The sequence below is a fragment of the Mycolicibacterium wolinskyi str. Jessa 2025 genome, assembly GCF_049241375.1.
GTDB lineage: Bacteria > Actinomycetota > Actinomycetes > Mycobacteriales > Mycobacteriaceae > Mycobacterium > Mycobacterium wolinskyi.
In genome coordinates, this window is sequence record NZ_CP185960.1 from 2576438 (window position 1) to 2594002 (window position 17565).

20 protein-coding genes are annotated in these 17565 nt (G+C 66.3%); 15 read left to right on the plus strand and 5 right to left on the minus strand.

Annotated elements, in window-relative coordinates; translation table 11 throughout:
* Position 1: 1 nt before the first annotated feature.
* A complete protein-coding gene (locus tag ACOI2T_RS12730) occupies positions 2 to 316 on the minus strand; it encodes a type II toxin-antitoxin system VapB family antitoxin (protein ID WP_067852038.1) in 315 nt (104 codons plus the stop codon).
* Positions 317 to 507: 191 nt separating this feature from the next.
* Here ACOI2T_RS12730 and hrcA point away from each other — a divergent pair, with 191 nt between their 5' ends.
* The 11 genes from hrcA to era all read left to right on the plus strand — a co-directional run bounded on the left by hrcA (position 508) and on the right by era (position 11533).
* Positions 508 to 1539, plus strand: coding sequence for a heat-inducible transcriptional repressor HrcA (gene hrcA, locus ACOI2T_RS12735; RefSeq protein WP_067852040.1), 1032 nt, complete (start codon positions 508 to 510; stop codon positions 1537 to 1539).
* Positions 1540 to 1569: 30 nt separating this feature from the next.
* Positions 1570 to 2718 carry a molecular chaperone DnaJ gene (gene dnaJ, locus ACOI2T_RS12740; RefSeq protein ID WP_085148774.1) on the plus strand — a complete coding sequence of 383 codons (1149 nt, stop codon included), beginning with the start codon at positions 1570 to 1572 and terminating at the stop codon, positions 2716 to 2718.
* Between the two features lie 4 nt (positions 2719 to 2722).
* The gene (locus tag ACOI2T_RS12745) at positions 2723 to 3472 is read left to right on the plus strand and encodes a 16S rRNA (uracil(1498)-N(3))-methyltransferase (RefSeq protein WP_409501480.1); all 750 of its coding nucleotides are present in this window, start codon (positions 2723 to 2725) and stop codon (positions 3470 to 3472) included.
* Between the two features lie 101 nt (positions 3473 to 3573).
* Positions 3574 to 4314 (plus strand): hypothetical protein, encoded by a 741-nt coding sequence (locus tag ACOI2T_RS12750; protein WP_409501481.1) that lies wholly within the window; start codon positions 3574 to 3576, stop codon positions 4312 to 4314.
* 77 nt (positions 4315 to 4391) lie between these two features.
* Entirely contained in the window at positions 4392 to 5783 is a 1392-nt protein-coding gene (gene dctA / locus ACOI2T_RS12755) for a C4-dicarboxylate transporter DctA (RefSeq protein WP_409501482.1), read from the plus strand.
* A 222-nt stretch (positions 5784 to 6005) separates the two neighbouring features.
* A complete protein-coding gene (locus ACOI2T_RS12760) occupies positions 6006 to 6182 on the plus strand; it encodes a hypothetical protein (protein ID WP_165766084.1) in 177 nt (58 codons plus the stop codon).
* A 157-nt stretch (positions 6183 to 6339) separates the two neighbouring features.
* Positions 6340 to 8463: a PhoH family protein gene (locus ACOI2T_RS12765; protein WP_409501483.1), complete on the plus strand. Its 2124-nt coding sequence runs from the start codon at positions 6340 to 6342 to the stop codon at positions 8461 to 8463.
* Complete coding sequence (ybeY, locus tag ACOI2T_RS12770; RefSeq protein ID WP_409501484.1) at positions 8460 to 9014, plus strand: rRNA maturation RNase YbeY; 555 nt, start codon at positions 8460 to 8462, stop codon at positions 9012 to 9014. Before ACOI2T_RS12765 ends, ybeY begins: the two co-directional genes overlap by 4 nt.
* Positions 9011 to 10327, plus strand: a complete 1317-nt coding sequence (locus ACOI2T_RS12775) for a hemolysin family protein (RefSeq protein ID WP_409501485.1) — start codon at positions 9011 to 9013, stop codon at positions 10325 to 10327. Before ybeY ends, ACOI2T_RS12775 begins: the two co-directional genes overlap by 4 nt.
* Positions 10320 to 10637, plus strand: a complete 318-nt coding sequence (locus tag ACOI2T_RS12780; protein ID WP_409501486.1) for a cytidine deaminase-like protein — start codon at positions 10320 to 10322, stop codon at positions 10635 to 10637. Before ACOI2T_RS12775 ends, ACOI2T_RS12780 begins: the two co-directional genes overlap by 8 nt.
* Positions 10634 to 11533, plus strand: coding sequence for a GTPase Era (gene era, locus ACOI2T_RS12785; protein ID WP_409501487.1), 900 nt, complete (start codon positions 10634 to 10636; stop codon positions 11531 to 11533). The genes ACOI2T_RS12780 and era overlap by 4 nt, the downstream gene beginning before the upstream one ends.
* 3 nt (positions 11534 to 11536) lie before the next feature.
* Here era and ACOI2T_RS12790 read toward each other — a convergent pair whose 3' ends face one another.
* On the minus strand, positions 11537 to 12190 hold the full coding sequence (locus tag ACOI2T_RS12790) for a hypothetical protein (protein WP_409501488.1): 654 nt from the start codon (positions 12188 to 12190) through the stop codon (positions 11537 to 11539).
* 91 nt (positions 12191 to 12281) lie between these two features.
* A complete protein-coding gene (locus ACOI2T_RS12795) occupies positions 12282 to 13844 on the minus strand; it encodes an amidase (RefSeq protein ID WP_409501489.1) in 1563 nt (520 codons plus the stop codon).
* Positions 13845 to 13907: 63 nt separating this feature from the next.
* Here ACOI2T_RS12795 and recO point away from each other — a divergent pair, with 63 nt between their 5' ends.
* The 4 genes from recO to ACOI2T_RS12815 are packed head-to-tail and all read left to right on the plus strand — an operon-like array spanning position 13908 to position 16435.
* Complete coding sequence (gene recO / locus ACOI2T_RS12800; protein WP_067852252.1) at positions 13908 to 14762, plus strand: DNA repair protein RecO; 855 nt, start codon at positions 13908 to 13910, stop codon at positions 14760 to 14762.
* A complete protein-coding gene (locus tag ACOI2T_RS12805) occupies positions 14698 to 15591 on the plus strand; it encodes a decaprenyl diphosphate synthase (RefSeq protein ID WP_409501490.1) in 894 nt (297 codons plus the stop codon). Before recO ends, ACOI2T_RS12805 begins: the two co-directional genes overlap by 65 nt.
* Entirely contained in the window at positions 15591 to 16037 is a 447-nt protein-coding gene (locus ACOI2T_RS12810; protein ID WP_409501491.1) for a hypothetical protein, read from the plus strand. Before ACOI2T_RS12805 ends, ACOI2T_RS12810 begins: the two co-directional genes overlap by 1 nt.
* Positions 16034 to 16435, plus strand: a complete 402-nt coding sequence (locus ACOI2T_RS12815) for an NUDIX hydrolase (RefSeq protein ID WP_067852064.1) — start codon at positions 16034 to 16036, stop codon at positions 16433 to 16435. The genes ACOI2T_RS12810 and ACOI2T_RS12815 overlap by 4 nt, the downstream gene beginning before the upstream one ends.
* Before the next feature lie 362 nt (positions 16436 to 16797).
* Here ACOI2T_RS12815 and ACOI2T_RS12820 read toward each other — a convergent pair whose 3' ends face one another.
* Positions 16798 to 17193 (minus strand): Fur family transcriptional regulator, encoded by a 396-nt coding sequence (locus tag ACOI2T_RS12820; protein ID WP_067852066.1) that lies wholly within the window; start codon positions 17191 to 17193, stop codon positions 16798 to 16800.
* Positions 17190 to 17558, minus strand: coding sequence for an ArsR/SmtB family transcription factor (locus ACOI2T_RS12825; protein WP_067852068.1), 369 nt, complete (start codon positions 17556 to 17558; stop codon positions 17190 to 17192). Before ACOI2T_RS12825 ends, ACOI2T_RS12820 begins: the two co-directional genes overlap by 4 nt.
* Positions 17559 to 17565 lie beyond the last annotated feature (7 nt).

Below are 17565 nucleotides of genomic sequence, written 5' to 3' on the forward strand. Positions count from 1 at the left end.
TTCAGGCCTGCGCAGGCACGACGGCGTCCATGTCGAACAACCGCGCGTGCAGGATCGTGCGGTTTCGCAGGGCTGCCCGCACGGCCCGGTGCAGACCGTCTTCGAGGTAGATGTCGCCACGCCACCGCACCGCGTGCGGGAACAGGTCGCCGTAGAACGTCGAGTCCTCGGACAGCAGCCGGTCGAGCGCGAGCACGGTTGTCGTCGTGACCAACTCGTCCAAGCGTAATTGCCGGGGCGGTATGCGAGACCAGTCCCGGTAGGTCAGCCCATGCTCCGGATACGGTTTGCCCTCAAGTACGCCTTTGAAAATCATCGCAGGCTCACTTGCTGGGCACCCGTGCACGGTTTCGGCATCGGCATGGGTGCTAAGGCTAATACTCTCGAGCCGATTTGCCACCGGTTGAATTCGGCCCGCGGTGGCCTTGCCGGCCCGACACGGTCGGTAAAGGTACTGCTGGTAACCGTAAAATGGGTGCAGCGTAGCTCCGAAGGGCAGGTGAACAAGTGAGTAGTGCCGACGATCGTCGTTTCGAGGTGCTTCGCGCAATCGTTGCCGACTTCGTTGCCACCAAGGAGCCGATCGGCTCCAAGACCCTGGTCGAACGGCACAATCTCGGCGTATCGAGCGCAACCGTGCGCAATGACATGGCCGTGCTCGAGGCCGAGGGTTACATCACCCAGCCGCACACCAGCTCCGGCCGGGTCCCGACGGAGAAGGGCTATCGCGAGTTCGTCGACCGGATCGACAACGTCAAGCCGCTCTCGTCGTCGGAACGCCGCGCGATCCTCAACTTCCTGGAGTCCGGTGTCGACCTCGACGACGTGCTGCGCCGGGCCGTGCGGTTGCTCGCGCAGCTGACCCGCCAGGTCGCGATCGTGCAGTACCCGACGTTGTCGACGTCAACCGTGCGCCATCTCGAAGTGGTGGCGCTCACCCCGGCGCGGCTCCTGCTAGTCGTCATCACCGACACCGGCCGGGTGGATCAGCGGATCGTCGAACTCGGCGACGCGATCGACGACCACGAGCTCGCGAAGCTACGCGAGATGCTCGGCCAGGCCCTTGAGGGCAAACCGCTGACCGCCGCGTCGGTCGCGGTGTCCGACCTGGCCACGCATCTCAACGGCAGCGACGGTTTGGCGGACGCGGTCGGCCGGTCGGCGACCGTCCTGGTCGAGACACTCGTCGAACATGCCGAGGAACGGCTGCTGCTCGGCGGCACCGCCAACCTGACCCGCAACACCGCCGATTTCGGCGGCTCGCTGCGTTCGGTGCTGGAGGCCCTCGAGGAACAGGTCGTGGTGCTGCGGCTGCTCGCCGCCCAGCAGGAGGCAGGCAAGGTCACCGTGCGCATCGGTCACGAGACCGAGGCCGAACAGATGGCGGGCACCTCGGTCATCAGCACCGCCTACGGGAGTTCGGGCAAGGTGTACGGCGGGATGGGTGTGGTCGGTCCCACTCGAATGGACTATCCGGGAACTATCGCTAATGTCGCTGCGGTTGCTCTCTACATCGGCGAAGTTCTAGGCAGCCGGTAACCCCGGCACGAAAGGTCAGGCAAGGTCAGCGTGGCACGCGATTATTACGGCCTGCTCGGAGTGAGCAAAGGCGCGAGTGATTCGGAGATCAAGCGCGCCTATCGGCGGTTGGCACGTGAACTGCACCCCGACGTCAATCCCGACGAGGAAGCCCAGAGCAGGTTCACCGAGATCCAGGTTGCCTACGAGGTTCTGAGCGATCCGGAGAAACGCCGCATCGTCGACATGGGCGGCGATCCGATGGAGACCGTCGGCGGCTCAGCCGGAAACGGATTCGGCGCCGGTTTCGGTGGCCTCGGCGACGTCTTCGAAGCGTTCTTCGGCGGCGGCACGGCCTCACGCGGACCGATCGGCCGGGTACGCCCCGGCGCGGACTCGCTGCTGCGGATGCGGCTCGATCTCGAAGAGTGCGCGACCGGGGTGACCAAGCAGGTGGCGGTCGACACCGCCGTGTTGTGCGACCTGTGCCACGGCAAGGGCACCAACGGCAAGTCGACGCCCGTCACGTGCGATACGTGCGGTGGTCGCGGCGAGGTTCAGACCGTGCAGCGATCGCTGCTCGGGCAGGTCATGACGTCACGTCCCTGCCCGGTGTGCGGCGGCGTCGGCGAAGTCATCCCCGATCCCTGTAACCGGTGCGGCGGCGATGGCCGAGTGCGTGCCCGGCGCGAGATCAGCGTCAAGATCCCAGCCGGTGTCGGTGACGGCATGCGGGTGCGGCTGGCCGCCCAGGGTGAGGTCGGGCCCGGCGGCGGTCCGGCGGGCGACTTGTACGTCGAGGTTCACGAGAAGCAGCACGACACGTTCGTCCGCGACGGCGACGATCTGCACTGCACCATCTCGGTGCCGATGGTCGACGCCGCGCTCGGCACGACGGTCACGGTCGACGCCATACTCGACGGTCCGACCGAGCTCACGATCCCGGCAGGTACCCAGCCCGGCGCGGTGACGACGTTGCGCGGGCACGGGATGCCGCATCTGCGCTCGGGAGTCCGCGGCGATCTCCATGCCCACATCGACGTGATGGTGCCGACTCGGCTCGACCACACCGACATCGACCTGCTGCGCAAGCTGAAGGAGAACCGCGCCCGCGAGGCCGCCGAGGTGCGCTCGGCGCAGGCCTCCGCCAGCTCGGGTGGCTTGTTCAGCAGGTTGCGCGAGACGTTCTCCGGCCGCTGACGCCGTGAGCGCAGCGCTTTTCTACGTCGACGCGCTGCCCGACGCGGGCGAACTCGCGGTCGTCGACGGCGACGAGGGTTTTCACGCGTCCAACGTCCGGCGTATCCGCGTCGGCGAGCAGATCGACCTCAGCGACGGCGTTGGCATGCTCGCGCACTGCGTGGTCGAGGCCACCGCGAAGGGCACGGTGTCGGCGCGCGTGACCGAACGGTCGTTGATTACGGCCGCCGAGCCGGCGGTGACGGTCGTCCAGGCGCTGCCGAAGTCCGACCGCTCCGAGCTGGCCATCGAACTGGCCACCGAGGCGGGCGCCGACGGGTTCGTCGCGTGGCAGGCGGCGCGGTGCGTCGCGCGCTGGGACGGGCCGAAGGTGGACAAAGGCCTGCGCCGCTGGGCCGCGGTCGCGCGGTCGGCGGCACGGCAGTCCCGGCGGGCCTACGTTCCCGGCGTCGACGGCGTGGTGTCGACGGCCGAGCTCGTGGGCCGGGTGACCGACGCGGTTGCTGCCGGCGGTCTGGTGTTGGCTCTGCACGAAACGGCCACCGAGCCGATCACCGAACTGCCGCTCGCGCAAGCCGATTCACTGACCCTGATCGTCGGTCCGGAAGGCGGTATCGCCGACGAGGAGATCGCCGCGCTGAGCGGGGCCGGGGCGCGGGCCGTGCGGCTGGGGCCGTCGGTGTTGCGGACCTCCACCGCCGCGGCGGTGGCGTTGGGCGCGATCGGCGCGCTGACGCCGCGTTGGCGCGTCTAGCTCGCTCGAAATTGGCGTCTCCGGCATGCCTGGCCACGCCTTAGGCTGACTTGGCCAGCCTGCTGTTTCCGGGGTGGACAGCACCGGAGGAGGAGCCAACCGTGAGTCTGCCGCCCCAAGGTCCACCGCCGCCGTACGGTCCGCCGCCGTACGGCCCGCAGCCGCCTTACGGGCAGCAGCCGCCTTATGGGCCCCAGCACCCGCAATGGCCGCCGCCGTCGCCGTACGGGCAGCCATGGCAATGGGCGCAGGCCGGTCCGCCACCGAAGAAGTCAGGAACACCCAAGCTGCTGATCGCGATCGTGGTCATCGCGGTGCTCGCGGTTGCGTTCATGGCATACGGCGTTTTCTCGGTGGCATCCGAGGGCAAGGTCAGGACCGCCCATTCGGCGAGCGATTTTTCGACGGTGTGCGAGGGTGACTCGCTGAGCAACGCCGCCGACTACCGCGAGCCGTACAACATCGCGGCCTTCTACGAAGGTCTCGGGATCGTCGACACCGCGTGGCTGCCGGTAGAGGACAACGAGTGGGCTCGCTCGGACGACTACTCGGCCATCAATGTCGTCGCGTGCCTGGAGCGCAAGCTCGGCAGCGACGTGAAATCCACGACGTGTGAGGGTGATGACAGCGGGGACACGGTCACCATCGACTACTACTCCGTCGAATACGAGATCGAGTTCCGCGAAGCCAAGACCGGCAAGGTGATCAAGAGCGGGGACACGGTCTCCGGTACGGCCGGCGACTGTCCGTTCCTGGCCAGCTACGACAAGAACTCACGGAAGATGTACGCGACGCCGGACGCCGACGCCGTCGCGGCCACCCTGAGGGATTTCGCCGGCTGACGCGGGCCGGCGTCAGGTTTCCTCCGCGAAACATCGATCACACCGTGAGGTGACGAACGCTGGATACGTTGCCGGCCATGGCAACAACCATCGATCCGCCGCAGAGCGAGATGATCCGGCTCGCGAACAAGCCGCCGTGGTACACGTCGCTGTTCATCCAGTTGTTCGTCGCGATCGTCGCGGGTATCGCAGTGGGCTGGCTGTGGCCCGACTTCGGCGAGAGCCTCAAGCCACTGGCCGATGGGTTCATCAAGTTGATCAAGATGTTGATCGCACCGATCATCTTCTGCACGGTGGTGCTCGGCATCGCGCACGTCGGAGATCTCAAGTCGGTCGGCCGAATCGGTGTGAAGGCACTCATCTACTTCGAGGCCGTGACGACATTCGCGTTGCTGTTCGGGATTGTGGTGGGCAACATCGTCAAACCCGGTTCCGGTTTCAGCATCGACCCGCAGACGCTGGCCACCGGCGCAGAGGCCGTCGCCGCGAAAACGAACGACGGCGAGCTGCCCCATACCGTGGAGTTTCTGCTCAACATCATTCCCAGCTCGGTGATCTCCGCGTTCGCCGAAAACGCCTTGTTGCAAGTGCTGTTCTTCGCGGTGCTGTTCGGCCTGGCGCTGGCCAAGTTCGGAGAGAGCGGCCCGCCGGTCATCCTCGAGTTCGTCGACCACCTCAGCCACATCTTCTTCACGATCATCGGCTGGATCATGCGACTCGCGCCGGTGGGTGCGTTCGGCGCGATGGCCTACATCATCGGTCAGTACGGGATCGGCTCGCTCGGCAGCTACGCCAAGCTGATCGCGGCCTGCTACGCCGCTGCCGCGCTGTTCATCGTGATCCTCGCGGTGATCGCCCGGTTGTTCGCCGGGGTGAACCTGTGGCGGTTCCTCGTCTATATCAAGGACGAGATGTTCCTGGCGCTGGGTACCGCGTCCACCGAGGTCGTGCTGCCACGCATCATGACCAAGCTGACCAACGCGGGATGCTCGCGAACCACGACGGGACTGGTGGTTCCGACGGGCTACTCGTTCAACCTGGACGGCGCCACGCTCTACCTCTCCATCTGCGTGCTGTTCCTGGCTCAGGCGCTTGGCGTCGATCTGAGCCTGGGGGAACAGATCACCGCAGTTCTGGTGCTCATGCTTACCTCGAAGGGCATGGCGGGCGTGCCGGGCTCGTCGTTCTTGGCGCTCTCGGCCACCGTGGCGGCGATCGGTCATGGCGCGATACCCGTCGCTGCGGTGGCGCTGCTGCTCGGTGCTGACCGGATCATGGACTCGATGCGGGTTTCGGTGAACCTGCTCGGCAACTGCGTGGCCACGTTCGTGGTCGCGGCCTGGGAAGGACAGCTCGACAAGGAGCGGATGCGCAAAGTGCTCGCGGGCGAGGACGTCGCGCCACTCGAAGATCTCGGACCCGAAGAAGAGCAGCGCGTCCCGGGCCCGATTTCGACGTCACGGTCGTGAACTACGGGTCGGCCGACCGGTTCCACAGCCCTGGTGCCAAAGTCAACACCAGGCCCGTCGCCGGTAACGTCCTGCCAACACCCGGTCAATTGCTGCCACCGGAATTACCGCGCTGATCTTTGTGTTCAACCAGATAGATCGGCACAACGGAGCGTCGATACCGCGTCCGAACCGCGACATTCGCGCCACGGCTCGAACATCACTCGCAGACACGAAAGAAGCATGAGCATCATGAAGAAGTTCGGATTCGCCACCGTCATCGCCAGCGGACTGGCCGCTGCGGTTCTGGGTTTGGCCGGTCCCGCACAGGCTGATGTCGGCCATCACGACTGGGTCAACAACATCGGCCCGCACGTGACGGTTCCGCAGGTGGACACCACGGTTCACCAGAGCCACTGACCGCCAGCGCAGGCTCAAAGGGCACCCCGTGCGGGGTGCCCTTTGCCGTTGCGGCCTTAACCGTTGGGCCGAGTCGTTGACCAGCGGTAAACTGACGAACAGCAGTACGGCCACCAGAGCCGTCACGAGAACACAGAAAGCAGGCACGAAACCCCACGTGACGCCCCGCGACACGACCGCTGACTCGTCGACCACCGGTTCCGGATCGGTCCGCAGCAGCATCACCGTTCCGCCCGACATCATCGTGGGCCTGCTTGGCTCGGCCGACGAGAATCTGCGGGCAATCGAGAACCTACTGGCTGCCGACATCCACGTGCGCGGCAACGAAGTCACCTTCTCCGGGGAGCCGGCCGACGTTGCGCTGGCCGAGCGCGTCGTCGCCGAGCTCATCGCCGTCGCCTCCAGCGGCCAGTCGGTGACACCGGATGCGGTCCGGCACAGCGTCGCGATCCTCACCGGCACGGGTGAGGAGTCGCCTGCCGAGGTGCTCACGCTCGACATCCTGTCGCGGCGTGGCAAGACCATCCGGCCCAAGACGCTCAACCAGAAGCGCTACGTCGATGCGATCGACGCCCACACCGTCGTGTTCGGGATCGGACCTGCAGGCACCGGCAAGACGTATCTGGCGATGGCCAAGGCCGTCAACGCATTGCAGACCAAACAGGTCAACCGCATCATCCTCACCCGCCCCGCGGTGGAAGCCGGTGAACGCCTTGGCTTTCTGCCCGGCACGCTGAGCGAGAAGATCGACCCGTATCTGCGCCCGCTGTACGACGCGCTGCACGACATGATGGATCCCGAACTCATCCCGAAGCTCATGAGCGCCGGGGTGATCGAGGTCGCGCCGTTGGCGTATATGCGTGGTCGTGCGCAGCCGTTGTTCGCCAAGGTGTTGACGCCCAGCGGCTTCCGGCCGATCGGCGAACTGAAGGTCGGGGACTTCGTGATCGGCTCGAACGGCCGCCCGACTGAGGTCACGGGTGTCTACCCGCAAGGCTTCAAAGAAATCTACCGAGTCCAGACGCAGGACGGAGCATCCACGCTGGCCTCCGGTGACCACCTATGGTCTGTCTACACGCGCGACGATCGACGCCGTGGAAAGCCGGCCCGGGTCCTGGAGACCAAGGAGATGATCGGCAATCTCCGTGCGGCCCACTATCACCGATACGAATTGCCGCTGCTGAGCGCTCCCGTGGTCTTCGAGTCGAAACCTGTTCCTATGGATCCGTATGCGCTCGGCCTGCTGTTGGGCGACGGATGTTTCTCATGCCGGGCGACGCCGACATTCGCGACCAATGATCCGGAACTCGCCGAGTCCCTCGAGCGACTCATCCCAGGGATCACGGCGCGACAAAAGACCGCCGTCGACTATGTGCTGAACCGGATCTCGACGCCCGGTGAGGTCATCACGATCGAGAATCCGGTGACCGGCATGATGCGTGCGCTCGGCCTGTCAGGCAAGAAGTCCGACGCCAAGTTCATTCCCGCGGATTATCTGTTCAACTCGGCAGACGTGCGACTCGCGGTCTTGCAGGGCCTGCTCGACACCGATGGGGGCCCGGTCACCCAAGATGGCCGGACCTGCCGTATTCAGTACACGACCATTTCGGATCAGATGCGCGACGACGTCGCCTTCATCGTGGAGTCGCTGGGTGGCGTCGTGTACGCACGTACGCGGAAAGCCGAGGGCCGCAAGCCTGGGATGGCTCGCGATCGCGAGGTCCATCACCGTTCCGATGCACACACCCTCGACATCCGCCTTCCTGCAGGGGTCGTGCCATTCCGGCTCTCGCGCAAGGTTGCGAAGTACGACGCCACCGGTGGCGGCCGCCCGATGCGGTTCATCGACCGCATCGAACCCGCCGGCACCGAGGAAGCCGTGTGTATCAGTGTGGCGGCCGAGGACTCGCTGTACGTCACCGAGGATTTCCTGCTCACGCACAACACCCTCAACGACGCCTTCATCATTCTCGACGAGGCGCAGAACACCACCGCCGAGCAGATGAAGATGTTCCTGACGCGTCTGGGGTTCGGCTCGAAAGTCGTTGTCACGGGCGATGTCACGCAGGTCGACCTGCCCGGCGGAGCGACCTCCGGGCTGCGGGCGGCCATGCAGATCCTCGATGGCATCGACGACATCCACTTCGCCGAACTCACGAGCGCGGACGTGGTCCGGCATCGCCTGGTGTCGGAGATCGTCGACGCCTACGCGCGCCACGAGGAGCCGGCGATGCTCAACCGGGCCCAGCGCCGGTCGTCGAGCGGGCGGCCCAGACGATGAGCATCGAGGTTTCCAACGAGTCGGGGATCGACGTCTCCGAATCCGAATTGATCAGTGTCGCACGGTTTGTCATCGCCAAGATGGACGTGCATCCCGCGGCTGAGCTGTCGATGGTGCTGCTCGACAGCGCGGCGATGGCAGACCTGCACATGCGGTGGATGGACCTGCCCGGCCCCACCGACGTCATGAGCTTCCCGATGGACGAGCTCGAACCCGGCGGGCGGCCGGATTCACCCGAGCCCGGCCCGGCCATGCTCGGTGACATCGTGCTGTGCCCGGAGTTCGCCGAGCAGCAGGCCGCGAAGGCCGGACATTCCCTTGGCCAGGAATTGGCCCTGCTGACGGTGCACGGTGTGCTGCATCTGCTGGGATACGACCACGCCGAACCGGACGAGGAGAAAGAGATGTTCGCCCTGCAGCGTCAGCTGCTGGAGGAATGGGTCGCCGATCAGGTGCAGGCCTACCATGCCGACCGACAGAGCGACAAAGATCGACAGCTGTTGGACAAGTCCCGATACTTCAGTGAGTTCAACTACGGCGACCAGCCGTGAGCGGGCTCCTACCCCTGTTCGGCGCGATCATCCTGGTCGGCTTCGGCGGTCTGTTCGCCGCCATCGACGCCGCGTTGTCCACGGTGTCGATCGCGCGCATCGAAGAACTCACCCGGGACGAACGGCCGGGTGCGGCGCGGCTGGGCAGAGTCGTCACTGAACGCCCGCGCTACATCAATCTCGTGGTGCTGCTGCGGATCACATGCGAAGTGAGTGCGACGGTGCTGCTGGCGTCGTTCCTCGACGGGCATCTCGGCGTCAGTTGGGGCCTGTTCGCCGCCGCCGCGATCATGGTGGTGACGAGCTTCGTGGCCATCGGCGTCGGCCCCCGTACCGTCGGCAGGCAGAACGCCTACAGCATCGCATTGGTGTCCGCGCTTCCGCTGCAGGCCATTTCGGTGCTGCTGACCCCGATCAGCCGGCTGCTGGTGTTGATCGGTAACGCGCTCACCCCGGGCCGTGGTTTTCGCAACGGCCCGTTCGCGTCCGAGATCGAACTGCGTGAGGTCGTCGATCTGGCCCAACAGCGCGGCGTCGTGGCCGACGAGGAACGCCGGATGATCCAGTCGGTGTTCGAACTCGGTGACACCCCGGCCCGCGAGGTCATGGTTCCGCGTACCGAGATGGTGTGGATCGAAAGTGACAAGACCGCGGGCCAAGCGACATCGCTGGCGGTCCGTAGCGGGCATTCGCGGATCCCGGTGATCGGGGAGAACGTCGACGACATCGTCGGTGTGGTGTATCTGAAAGACCTTGTGCAGCAGACCTACTACTCGACCAACGGCGGTCGTGACACCACGGTCGCCCAGGTCATGCGGTCGGCGGTGTTCGTGCCGGACTCCAAGCCGCTCGATGAGTTGCTCAACGAGATGCAGCGCGACCGCAACCACATGGCGCTGCTGGTCGACGAATACGGCGCGATCGCCGGCCTGGTGACCATCGAGGATGTGCTCGAAGAGATCGTCGGGGAGATCGCCGACGAATACGACACCGATGAGGTCGCGCCTGTGGAAGAGCTGGGGGAGCGGGAGTACCGGGTGTCGGCGCGACTGCCGATCGAGGATCTCGGCGAGCTGTACGGGCTGGACTTGGACGAGGACCTCGACGTCGACACCGTCGGCGGCCTTGTGGCGTTCGAGCTCGGGCGCGTGCCGCTGCCCGGCGCCGAGGTGTCCTGGGACGGACTGCGTTTGCGCGCCGAGGGCGGGCCCGATCATCGGGGCCGCGTGCGAATCAACACCGTGCTGGTCTCGCCGACGGAGTCCCCTGACGAGAATTCGCGCACGCGAGGAGGAGATCACCCGGATGACTGAACTCGACGCCGAGGACGCCAAGCTCGTGGTGCTGGCCCGCGGAGCGATGGGCCGCGCCGAAGCGGCTGCCGGAGCGGCCGTGCGCGATCAAGACGGCCGAACGTACGCCGGCGCGCCCGTCGATCTCACCGCCCTGCAGCTGACCGCGCTGCAGGCCGCGGTGGCCGCCGCGGTGTCCAGTGGCGCGACGGGACTGGAAGCGGCTGTCCTGGTCGGCGGATCGGCCGACGACGCGGGTGTGGCTGCGGTACGTGAGCTGTCGGCTGATGCCGCGGTGATCGTCACGGACCGGACCGGCACGCCGGTATGAGCGAATTCCGTTCCGGCTTCGTCTGTTTCGTCGGCCGGCCGAACACGGGTAAATCGACGCTGACGAACGCCCTCGTCGGGACCAAGGTCGCGATCACGTCGAATCGTCCGCAGACCACGCGCCACACGATCCGCGGCATCGTCCACCGCGAGGACTTCCAGATCATCCTCGTCGACACCCCCGGCCTGCACCGGCCCCGGACCTTGCTCGGCCAACGCCTCAACGACCTCGTGAAAGACACCTACTCCGAGGTCGACGTCATCGGGATGTGCATCCCCGCCGACGAGGCCATCGGTCCTGGCGACCGCTGGATCTACCAGCAGATCCGTTCCGTCGCGCCCAAGACCACGTTCATCGCCATCGTCACCAAGATCGACAAGGTGCCCAAGGACCGGGTGGCAGCACAGCTGCTGGCGGTCAGCGAATTGGTCGGTCCCGTCACCGAGATCGTCCCCGTCTCGGCGACTTCCGGCGAGCAACTCGATGTGCTCACCGATGTCCTTGTCGCCCAGCTGCCTCCGGGCCCGGCGTACTACCCCGACGGTGAGCTCACGGACGAACCTGAAGAAGTGCTCATGGCCGAACTCATCCGCGAGGCCGCACTCGAAGGCGTGCGCGACGAATTGCCGCACTCCCTGGCGGTCGTGATCGAGGAGGTCGAGCCCAGGGAAGGGCGTGACGACCTCATCGACGTGCACGCCATCCTCTATGTCGAGCGCGACAGCCAGAAGGGCATCGTCATCGGGAAAGGCGGCGCCCGGCTGCGCGAGGTCGGCACCGCGGCGCGTACACAGATCGAAAAGCTGCTGGGCACAAAGGTTTATCTCGACCTGCGGGTCAAGATCGCCAAGAACTGGCAGCGCGACCCCAAACAGCTTGGCAGGCTTGGGTTCTGAGATTCAACGTGTGAAGACGCACGTTCCTCCGGTGCCCTCCGGGTTGTTGACCACCACCTTGTTGTCGACAGTGATGCGGCAGCCCTTGGCGTGGTCATCACGGCTGTTCCAGTTCATCGACACATAATCTTCGTCGGCGGGGAGCGGATAGCTCTTCGAGAACGGGATCTTGGTGTGATCGCCACCGACCTGTCCGAACGGAATCGACCAGATCGAATACACCTCGCCGGAGCCGGTGACCTCGAGCACGATGGTCGACTCGGCGGCCTGCGGTGTCGGCTCGGGAGCGTTGGCTTGTTTGCGTGACGAGGCGGCAGCGTTGTCGTCGAACATCTGCTGGCGGAAATCCGGGGTGACGCAGATCGTGTCGCCGTCGAATGCTTCCCGCCACACGTAACCCTGAGCGCAGCTTTCGGGTCCATAGGCACCGTTGGGGTCTTTGTGTGCCTTGGGGTTGGCGTTCTGCTGGGCGACCGTCGAACGGGTCTCGGGTGTTACGCATACGGTGTCGCCCGACCGTGCCTCGCGCCACACATAGCCCTGGATACAGGTGTCGGGCCCGTACGGGAGCGGGTCGGCCTGGGCTGGTGCGGGCACGGTGACGGCAGTGGCGGCGAGTGCGACGACGGCGAAACGAGCCGGGTAGCTGATGGACATGATCGCGCCTCCATATTCGTGGGGGCATCCCGATGATGCCGCCATGGCACGAACGCTAGGAGCGCTGAGTGTGAGTGGCGCGCGTAGTCGACTACTCGTTCTCGTTTGCCATCGCCAGCCGTCCGGGCGGCTGGCGAAGTGCGTTGACCGCCGCGACCGCCTGCGACACGTCGTAATTCTCGGGTGTCTCGCCGTTGGTGTCGCGCACGCGGTGGCCTTCCGGGGTGTTCCACCAGACCGTGGGTTGTTTGGCGGCCCAGCCGGTGATGGCCTCGAGCTCGGCGGCCAGGGAGATCAGCATCGGCTCGCTGTTGGCCGGGCCCATGAGCTGCACCCCGATCGGCAATCCGTCCGAGGTGAACCCGGCTGGCACGCTGATCGACGGCCAGCCGAGGAGGTTCCACGGCCAGGTCACCGGGCACGCCTGGATTGCGCGGCGTTCGGTGGCGTACCACCCGAGCCGGTCGAATTCGTGGGTGAGCGGCGGCGGTTGTGCCGTCGTCGGGGCGATGACGACGTCGACGAGGTTGAAGATCCAGCCGATCCGCCGCTGTACCTGAGCTTCGTGGGCGCGCGCCTTGCGCAGCACGTTCTCGGACAGCAGCCGGCCGATGCGCATGTTCGCGACCGTGCGGTCGTCGTATTCGATGTCACCGAGCCGGTACGACCAATCCAGCAGACCGGCGGTGGACCGGGACAGGAAGTCCCATGACATCCGCACGCTGTACTTGGGGTCCTTGGCGACGACGGTGTGACCGAGGTGGCCGAGTTGGTCGGCAACCGTCTGCAGTGCGGCGCGGATCTCGGGGTGCAGCTTCACCCGGAAGCCGGTGAACGGGAACTTCGTCGACATCGCCACCCGTAGTGGGCCCGGGGCCCGTCCGACGTAGTCGGCAGCCTGGATCGGCGGCGGCTTGTGCAGGTCGCCGTCGGCGTTGCCGGATGCGGCGTCGAGCACGAGGGCCGCGTCGGTGACCGTGCGGGCCAGCACACCGTTGACCGTGATGCCGTTGAACGCCTCGGGCAGCGGCCAGGTCGAGATACGGCCGCGCTGGGGTTTGATTCCGACCAGATGGGTCCACGCGGCCGGGATGCGAACGCTGCCCGCGCCGTCGGAACCGATCGCCGCGGCCACGAGACCCGCGGCGACGGCTGCCGCGCTTCCACCGGACGAGCCACCCGGGCTGTGTTTGCTCGACCATGGGTTGCGGGTGTGGCCGAAGCCCGGCCCGTTCGTGAACGGCCATTGCCCGAGTTCGCACGTGTTGGTTTTGCCGACGATGACCGCGCCTGCGGCTCGCAACCGACGCACCACCTCGGCGTCCGCGGTCGCGACGCGAGCGTTGCCATTCGTGCCGTAGCGGGTCGGCACGCCCGCGATGTCGACGTCGTCCTTGACCGCGATGGGGATCCCCAGCAACGGGAGCTGTTTGCCGGCCGCGCGATAGCGATCGGCCTTGGCGGCATCGGCCAGTGCCTGTTCGGTCAGCACGACGCGGAACGCGTTGAGGGTCGACTGGCTTGCGGTGATCGCATGCAGCGATCTGCGTACCAATTCGTCAGAGGTGATGGCGCCGCTGGCAAGTTGATACAGCTGGTTCGTCAAGGTTGGGAAGGGAGTGGTGGCCGAGTCGCAAGTCGTAGATTTGCCCATCACTTTCGAGAATATCGGCGGTGCATAACGGAACTTGTCAGGCCATGATGCGAGACTGTCACGATGCGGCTGTATCGTGACCGGGCGGTCGTGCTGCGCCAGCACAAGCTCGGCGAGGCCGACCGGATCGTCACCCTGCTCACCCGCGACCATGGATTGGTCCGCGCGGTGGCCAAGGGCGTGCGACGGACGCGCAGCAAGTTCGGCGCGCGACTGGAGCCGTTTGCCCACATCGATGTGCAGCTGCATCCGGGCCGCAATCTCGACATCGTCACCCAGGTTCAGGCCATCGACGCGTTCGCGGCCGACATCGTCAGCGACTACGGCCGCTACACCAGTGCGTGCGCGATGCTGGAGACCGCCGAGCGGCTCGCCGGTGAGGAGCGGGCGCCGATGCCCGCGTTGCATCGGCTGACCGTTTCGGCGCTGCGCGCGATTGCTGACGGGTCCCGGGAACGCGAATTGGTGCTCGACGCGTATCTGTTGCGGGCCATGGGGGTCGCCGGCTGGGCTCCGGCGCTGACCGAATGCGCGCGATGTGCCGCGCCCGGCCCGCACCGGGCGTTCCACGTCGCGGCGGGCGGCAGCGTGTGTGTGCACTGTCGGCCCAGCGGTTCGGCCACGCCGCCGCAGCCCGTGCTCGAGCTGATGGCAGCGCTGCACGACGGCGACTGGGAGTACGCCGAGACGACATCGCCAGGGCACCGCAGCCAGGCCAGCGGCCTCATCGCCGCGCATCTGCAGTGGCATCTGGAGCGTCAGTTACGGACATTGCCTCTGGTCGAGCGTGTGTACCGGATCGATCGCACGGTCGCCGATCAGCGGGCAGCGCTGGTCAGGCAGGATATGGCGCATGGCTTTGAAGCGGGACGGGAAGCGGGACAAGACCACCTACCCACAGCTGCCCCCGGCGCCTGACGACTACCCGACGTTCCCGGACAAGTCGACCTGGCCGGTCATCTTCCCCGACATCCCAGCCGGCACCAACGGCCGCTTCGCCCGCCCGCCCCAGCACACCTCCAAAGAGGCTGCTCCGCAGATCCCGGCCGATCAGGTGCCCAACCATGTCGCAGTGGTGATGGACGGCAACGGCCGCTGGGCCACGCAGCGCGGATTGGGCCGCACCGAGGGCCACAAGATGGGCGAGGCCGTGCTCATCGACATCACGTGCGGTGCGATCGAGATCGGTATCAAGCATCTGACGGTGTACGCGTTCTCGACCGAGAACTGGAAGCGCAGCACCGAAGAAGTGCGCTTCCTGATGGGCTTCAACCGTGAGGTGGTGCGGCGTCGCCGCGAGAATCTCAACGACATGGGCGTGCGGATGCGCTGGGTCGGCTCGCGGCCCAAGATGTGGCGCAGCGTCATCAAGGAGTTCGACATCGCCGAGCAGATGACGGTCGATAATGACGTCATCACCATCAACTACTGCGTGAATTACGGCGGGCGCACCGAGATCGTCGAGGCCACCAGGGCACTCGCCGAGGAAGCGGTGGCGGGCAAGATCAGCCCGAGCCGGATCAGCGAAGCCTCGTTCGCCAAACACCTGCACCGCCCCGACATCCCCGACGTGGACTTGTTCATCCGCACCTCGGGGGAGCAGCGGGCCAGTAACTTCTTGCTGTGGCAGGCTGCCTACGCCGAGTTCGTGTTCCAGGACAAGCTCTGGCCGGACTACGACCGGCGCGATCTGTGGGCGGCGTGCGAGGAATACGTGAACCGCAATCGTCGCTTCGGCAGGGCGTGATGCCCGGCCTCCTGCAACGGTTGTCGTCGGTGCTCGGCGAGGTGATGTCCGTCGTCGAGGAGGAGGACAACGCGCTGACCGTGACGGTCGACGGATCGGTGGCTTCGGTGCGGGTCGTCGCGATCGCCGAGGACTTGGAGATGGTCTCGTTGACCCAGCCGCTGGCCTGGGATCGGCCGCTCAACAACAAGATTCGTGACCGCGTTGCCGCGCACGCAAGCCGCACCATGCTGGGCACCGTGGTGCTGGTGGAGAAAGTTGTCGAGACGCCCACCGACGGCGCGACGGCCAAGGGCGCGGTGCGAAAGGGGGCGGCCAAGAAGGTCGCCGACGTCATGCTGCGGTACAACTTTCCGGCCGCCGGGCTCACCGACGACGCTCTGCGCACCCTGATCCTGATGGTCCTGGCGACCGGAGCCGACGTCCGCCGGGATCTGACGTCGTGACGTCGGTCATCGGCATCGTCGCGGCCGTGGTCCTCGACGAGCGCAATCACGTGCTCGTGGTCCGCAAGCGCGGCACGTCATCGTTCATGCAGCCCGGCGGAAAGATCGAGCCCGGCGAAGAGCCGTTGCAGGCGCTCGTCCGCGAGGTCTACGAGGAACTCGGCACGGGCTTCGATACGACGTCGGCTCGGGCGCTGGGCCGCTACACCGCGGCCGCCGCCAACGAACCCGGCCACGTCGTGGATGCCCAGCTGTATTCGGTCGTACTCGACGGCGATCCCGCGCCTCAGGCCGAGATCGAGGAGATGGCCTGGGTCGACCCGCATGCACCCGGCGCCATCGAACTTGCGCCGCTGACCAGACACACGGTGCTCGGGTTGGCGCGCGATCCGGTGTAGGAGTGGCGGCTCGGTCTAGGAGCGGCTGGGTGTATCCGGTCGGCCCGCCTTTCCGCGACAATGTCGCGGAAAAAGCCTCGTGCGTAACATCATTCGCTCCAGCCTCACGACGTGGGTAACAACTGCCACTCATGGCCCGCTGGCCACGTGAGTCACGCGATTCGGCGTGCCCGCATTACAGCGACAAAGTCGCTGTAATGCGGGCAGGTGACAACTGAGGCCGCTGTGGCGCAGCGACATAGGAGTGCTTCGTGTGATTGTGCCAATGGGGCTCATGCTCCCAGTGGGACCGGTGAGCCGTTTTCCGCGACATTGTCGCTGATAGCCGGGCGCACCGGCACCTGCCATCGAGCGGCGTGCGGCTAGGTGGCGCCGACGCACTCGCCGCACACACCGAAAATCTCGATCGTGTGGCTGACGTCGGAGAATCCGTGCTCGCGGGCGACGTCGGCGGCCCAGGTCTCGACGTCGGGGCCCGACACTTCGACCGTGGAACCGCACGCGCGGCACACCAGGTGATGGTGATGGTGTTCCGAGCACCGCCGGTAGACGGATTCGCCGGTGTCGGTCCGCAAGGTGTCGACGACCCCGGCGGTCGCCATGGCCTGCAGGGTGCGATAGACCGTGGTCAGCCCGATGCCCTGGCCCCGGCGGCGCAACTCGTCATGTAGTTCCTGAGCGGAGCGAAACCCGTCGGTCTCGTTGAGAAGGTCGGCAATCGCCGCACGCTGGCGGGTGGACCGGACCGCGCCTGTCACCGGCGGTCCTCCCCGGCGTGGGCGACGGCGTCGACGACGATGTGCGCGAGGTGGTGGTCGACCAACCGATAGAGCACCTCACGGCCGGCCCGCTCGCTGGAAACCACCCCGGCCTGCTTGAGGATGCGCAGGTGCTGGCTCACCAGGGGTTGCGGCACACCGAGGGCGTCGACCAGTTCGTGCACGCAGCGCTGGGACTGCTGCAGTTGCAGCACGATCGCGATCCGCAGCGGCGCGGCCAGCGCGCGCAGCAGCTCGCCGGCGGTGTCGAGGACCTCGCGCGGCGGCAGCTCGGGCGCCGGCGCGCCGTGATGCTGGTGCGCGTCAGCGTGCTGATCGTCTGCCAAACTGGAAATCGTTTTCATTATGCGG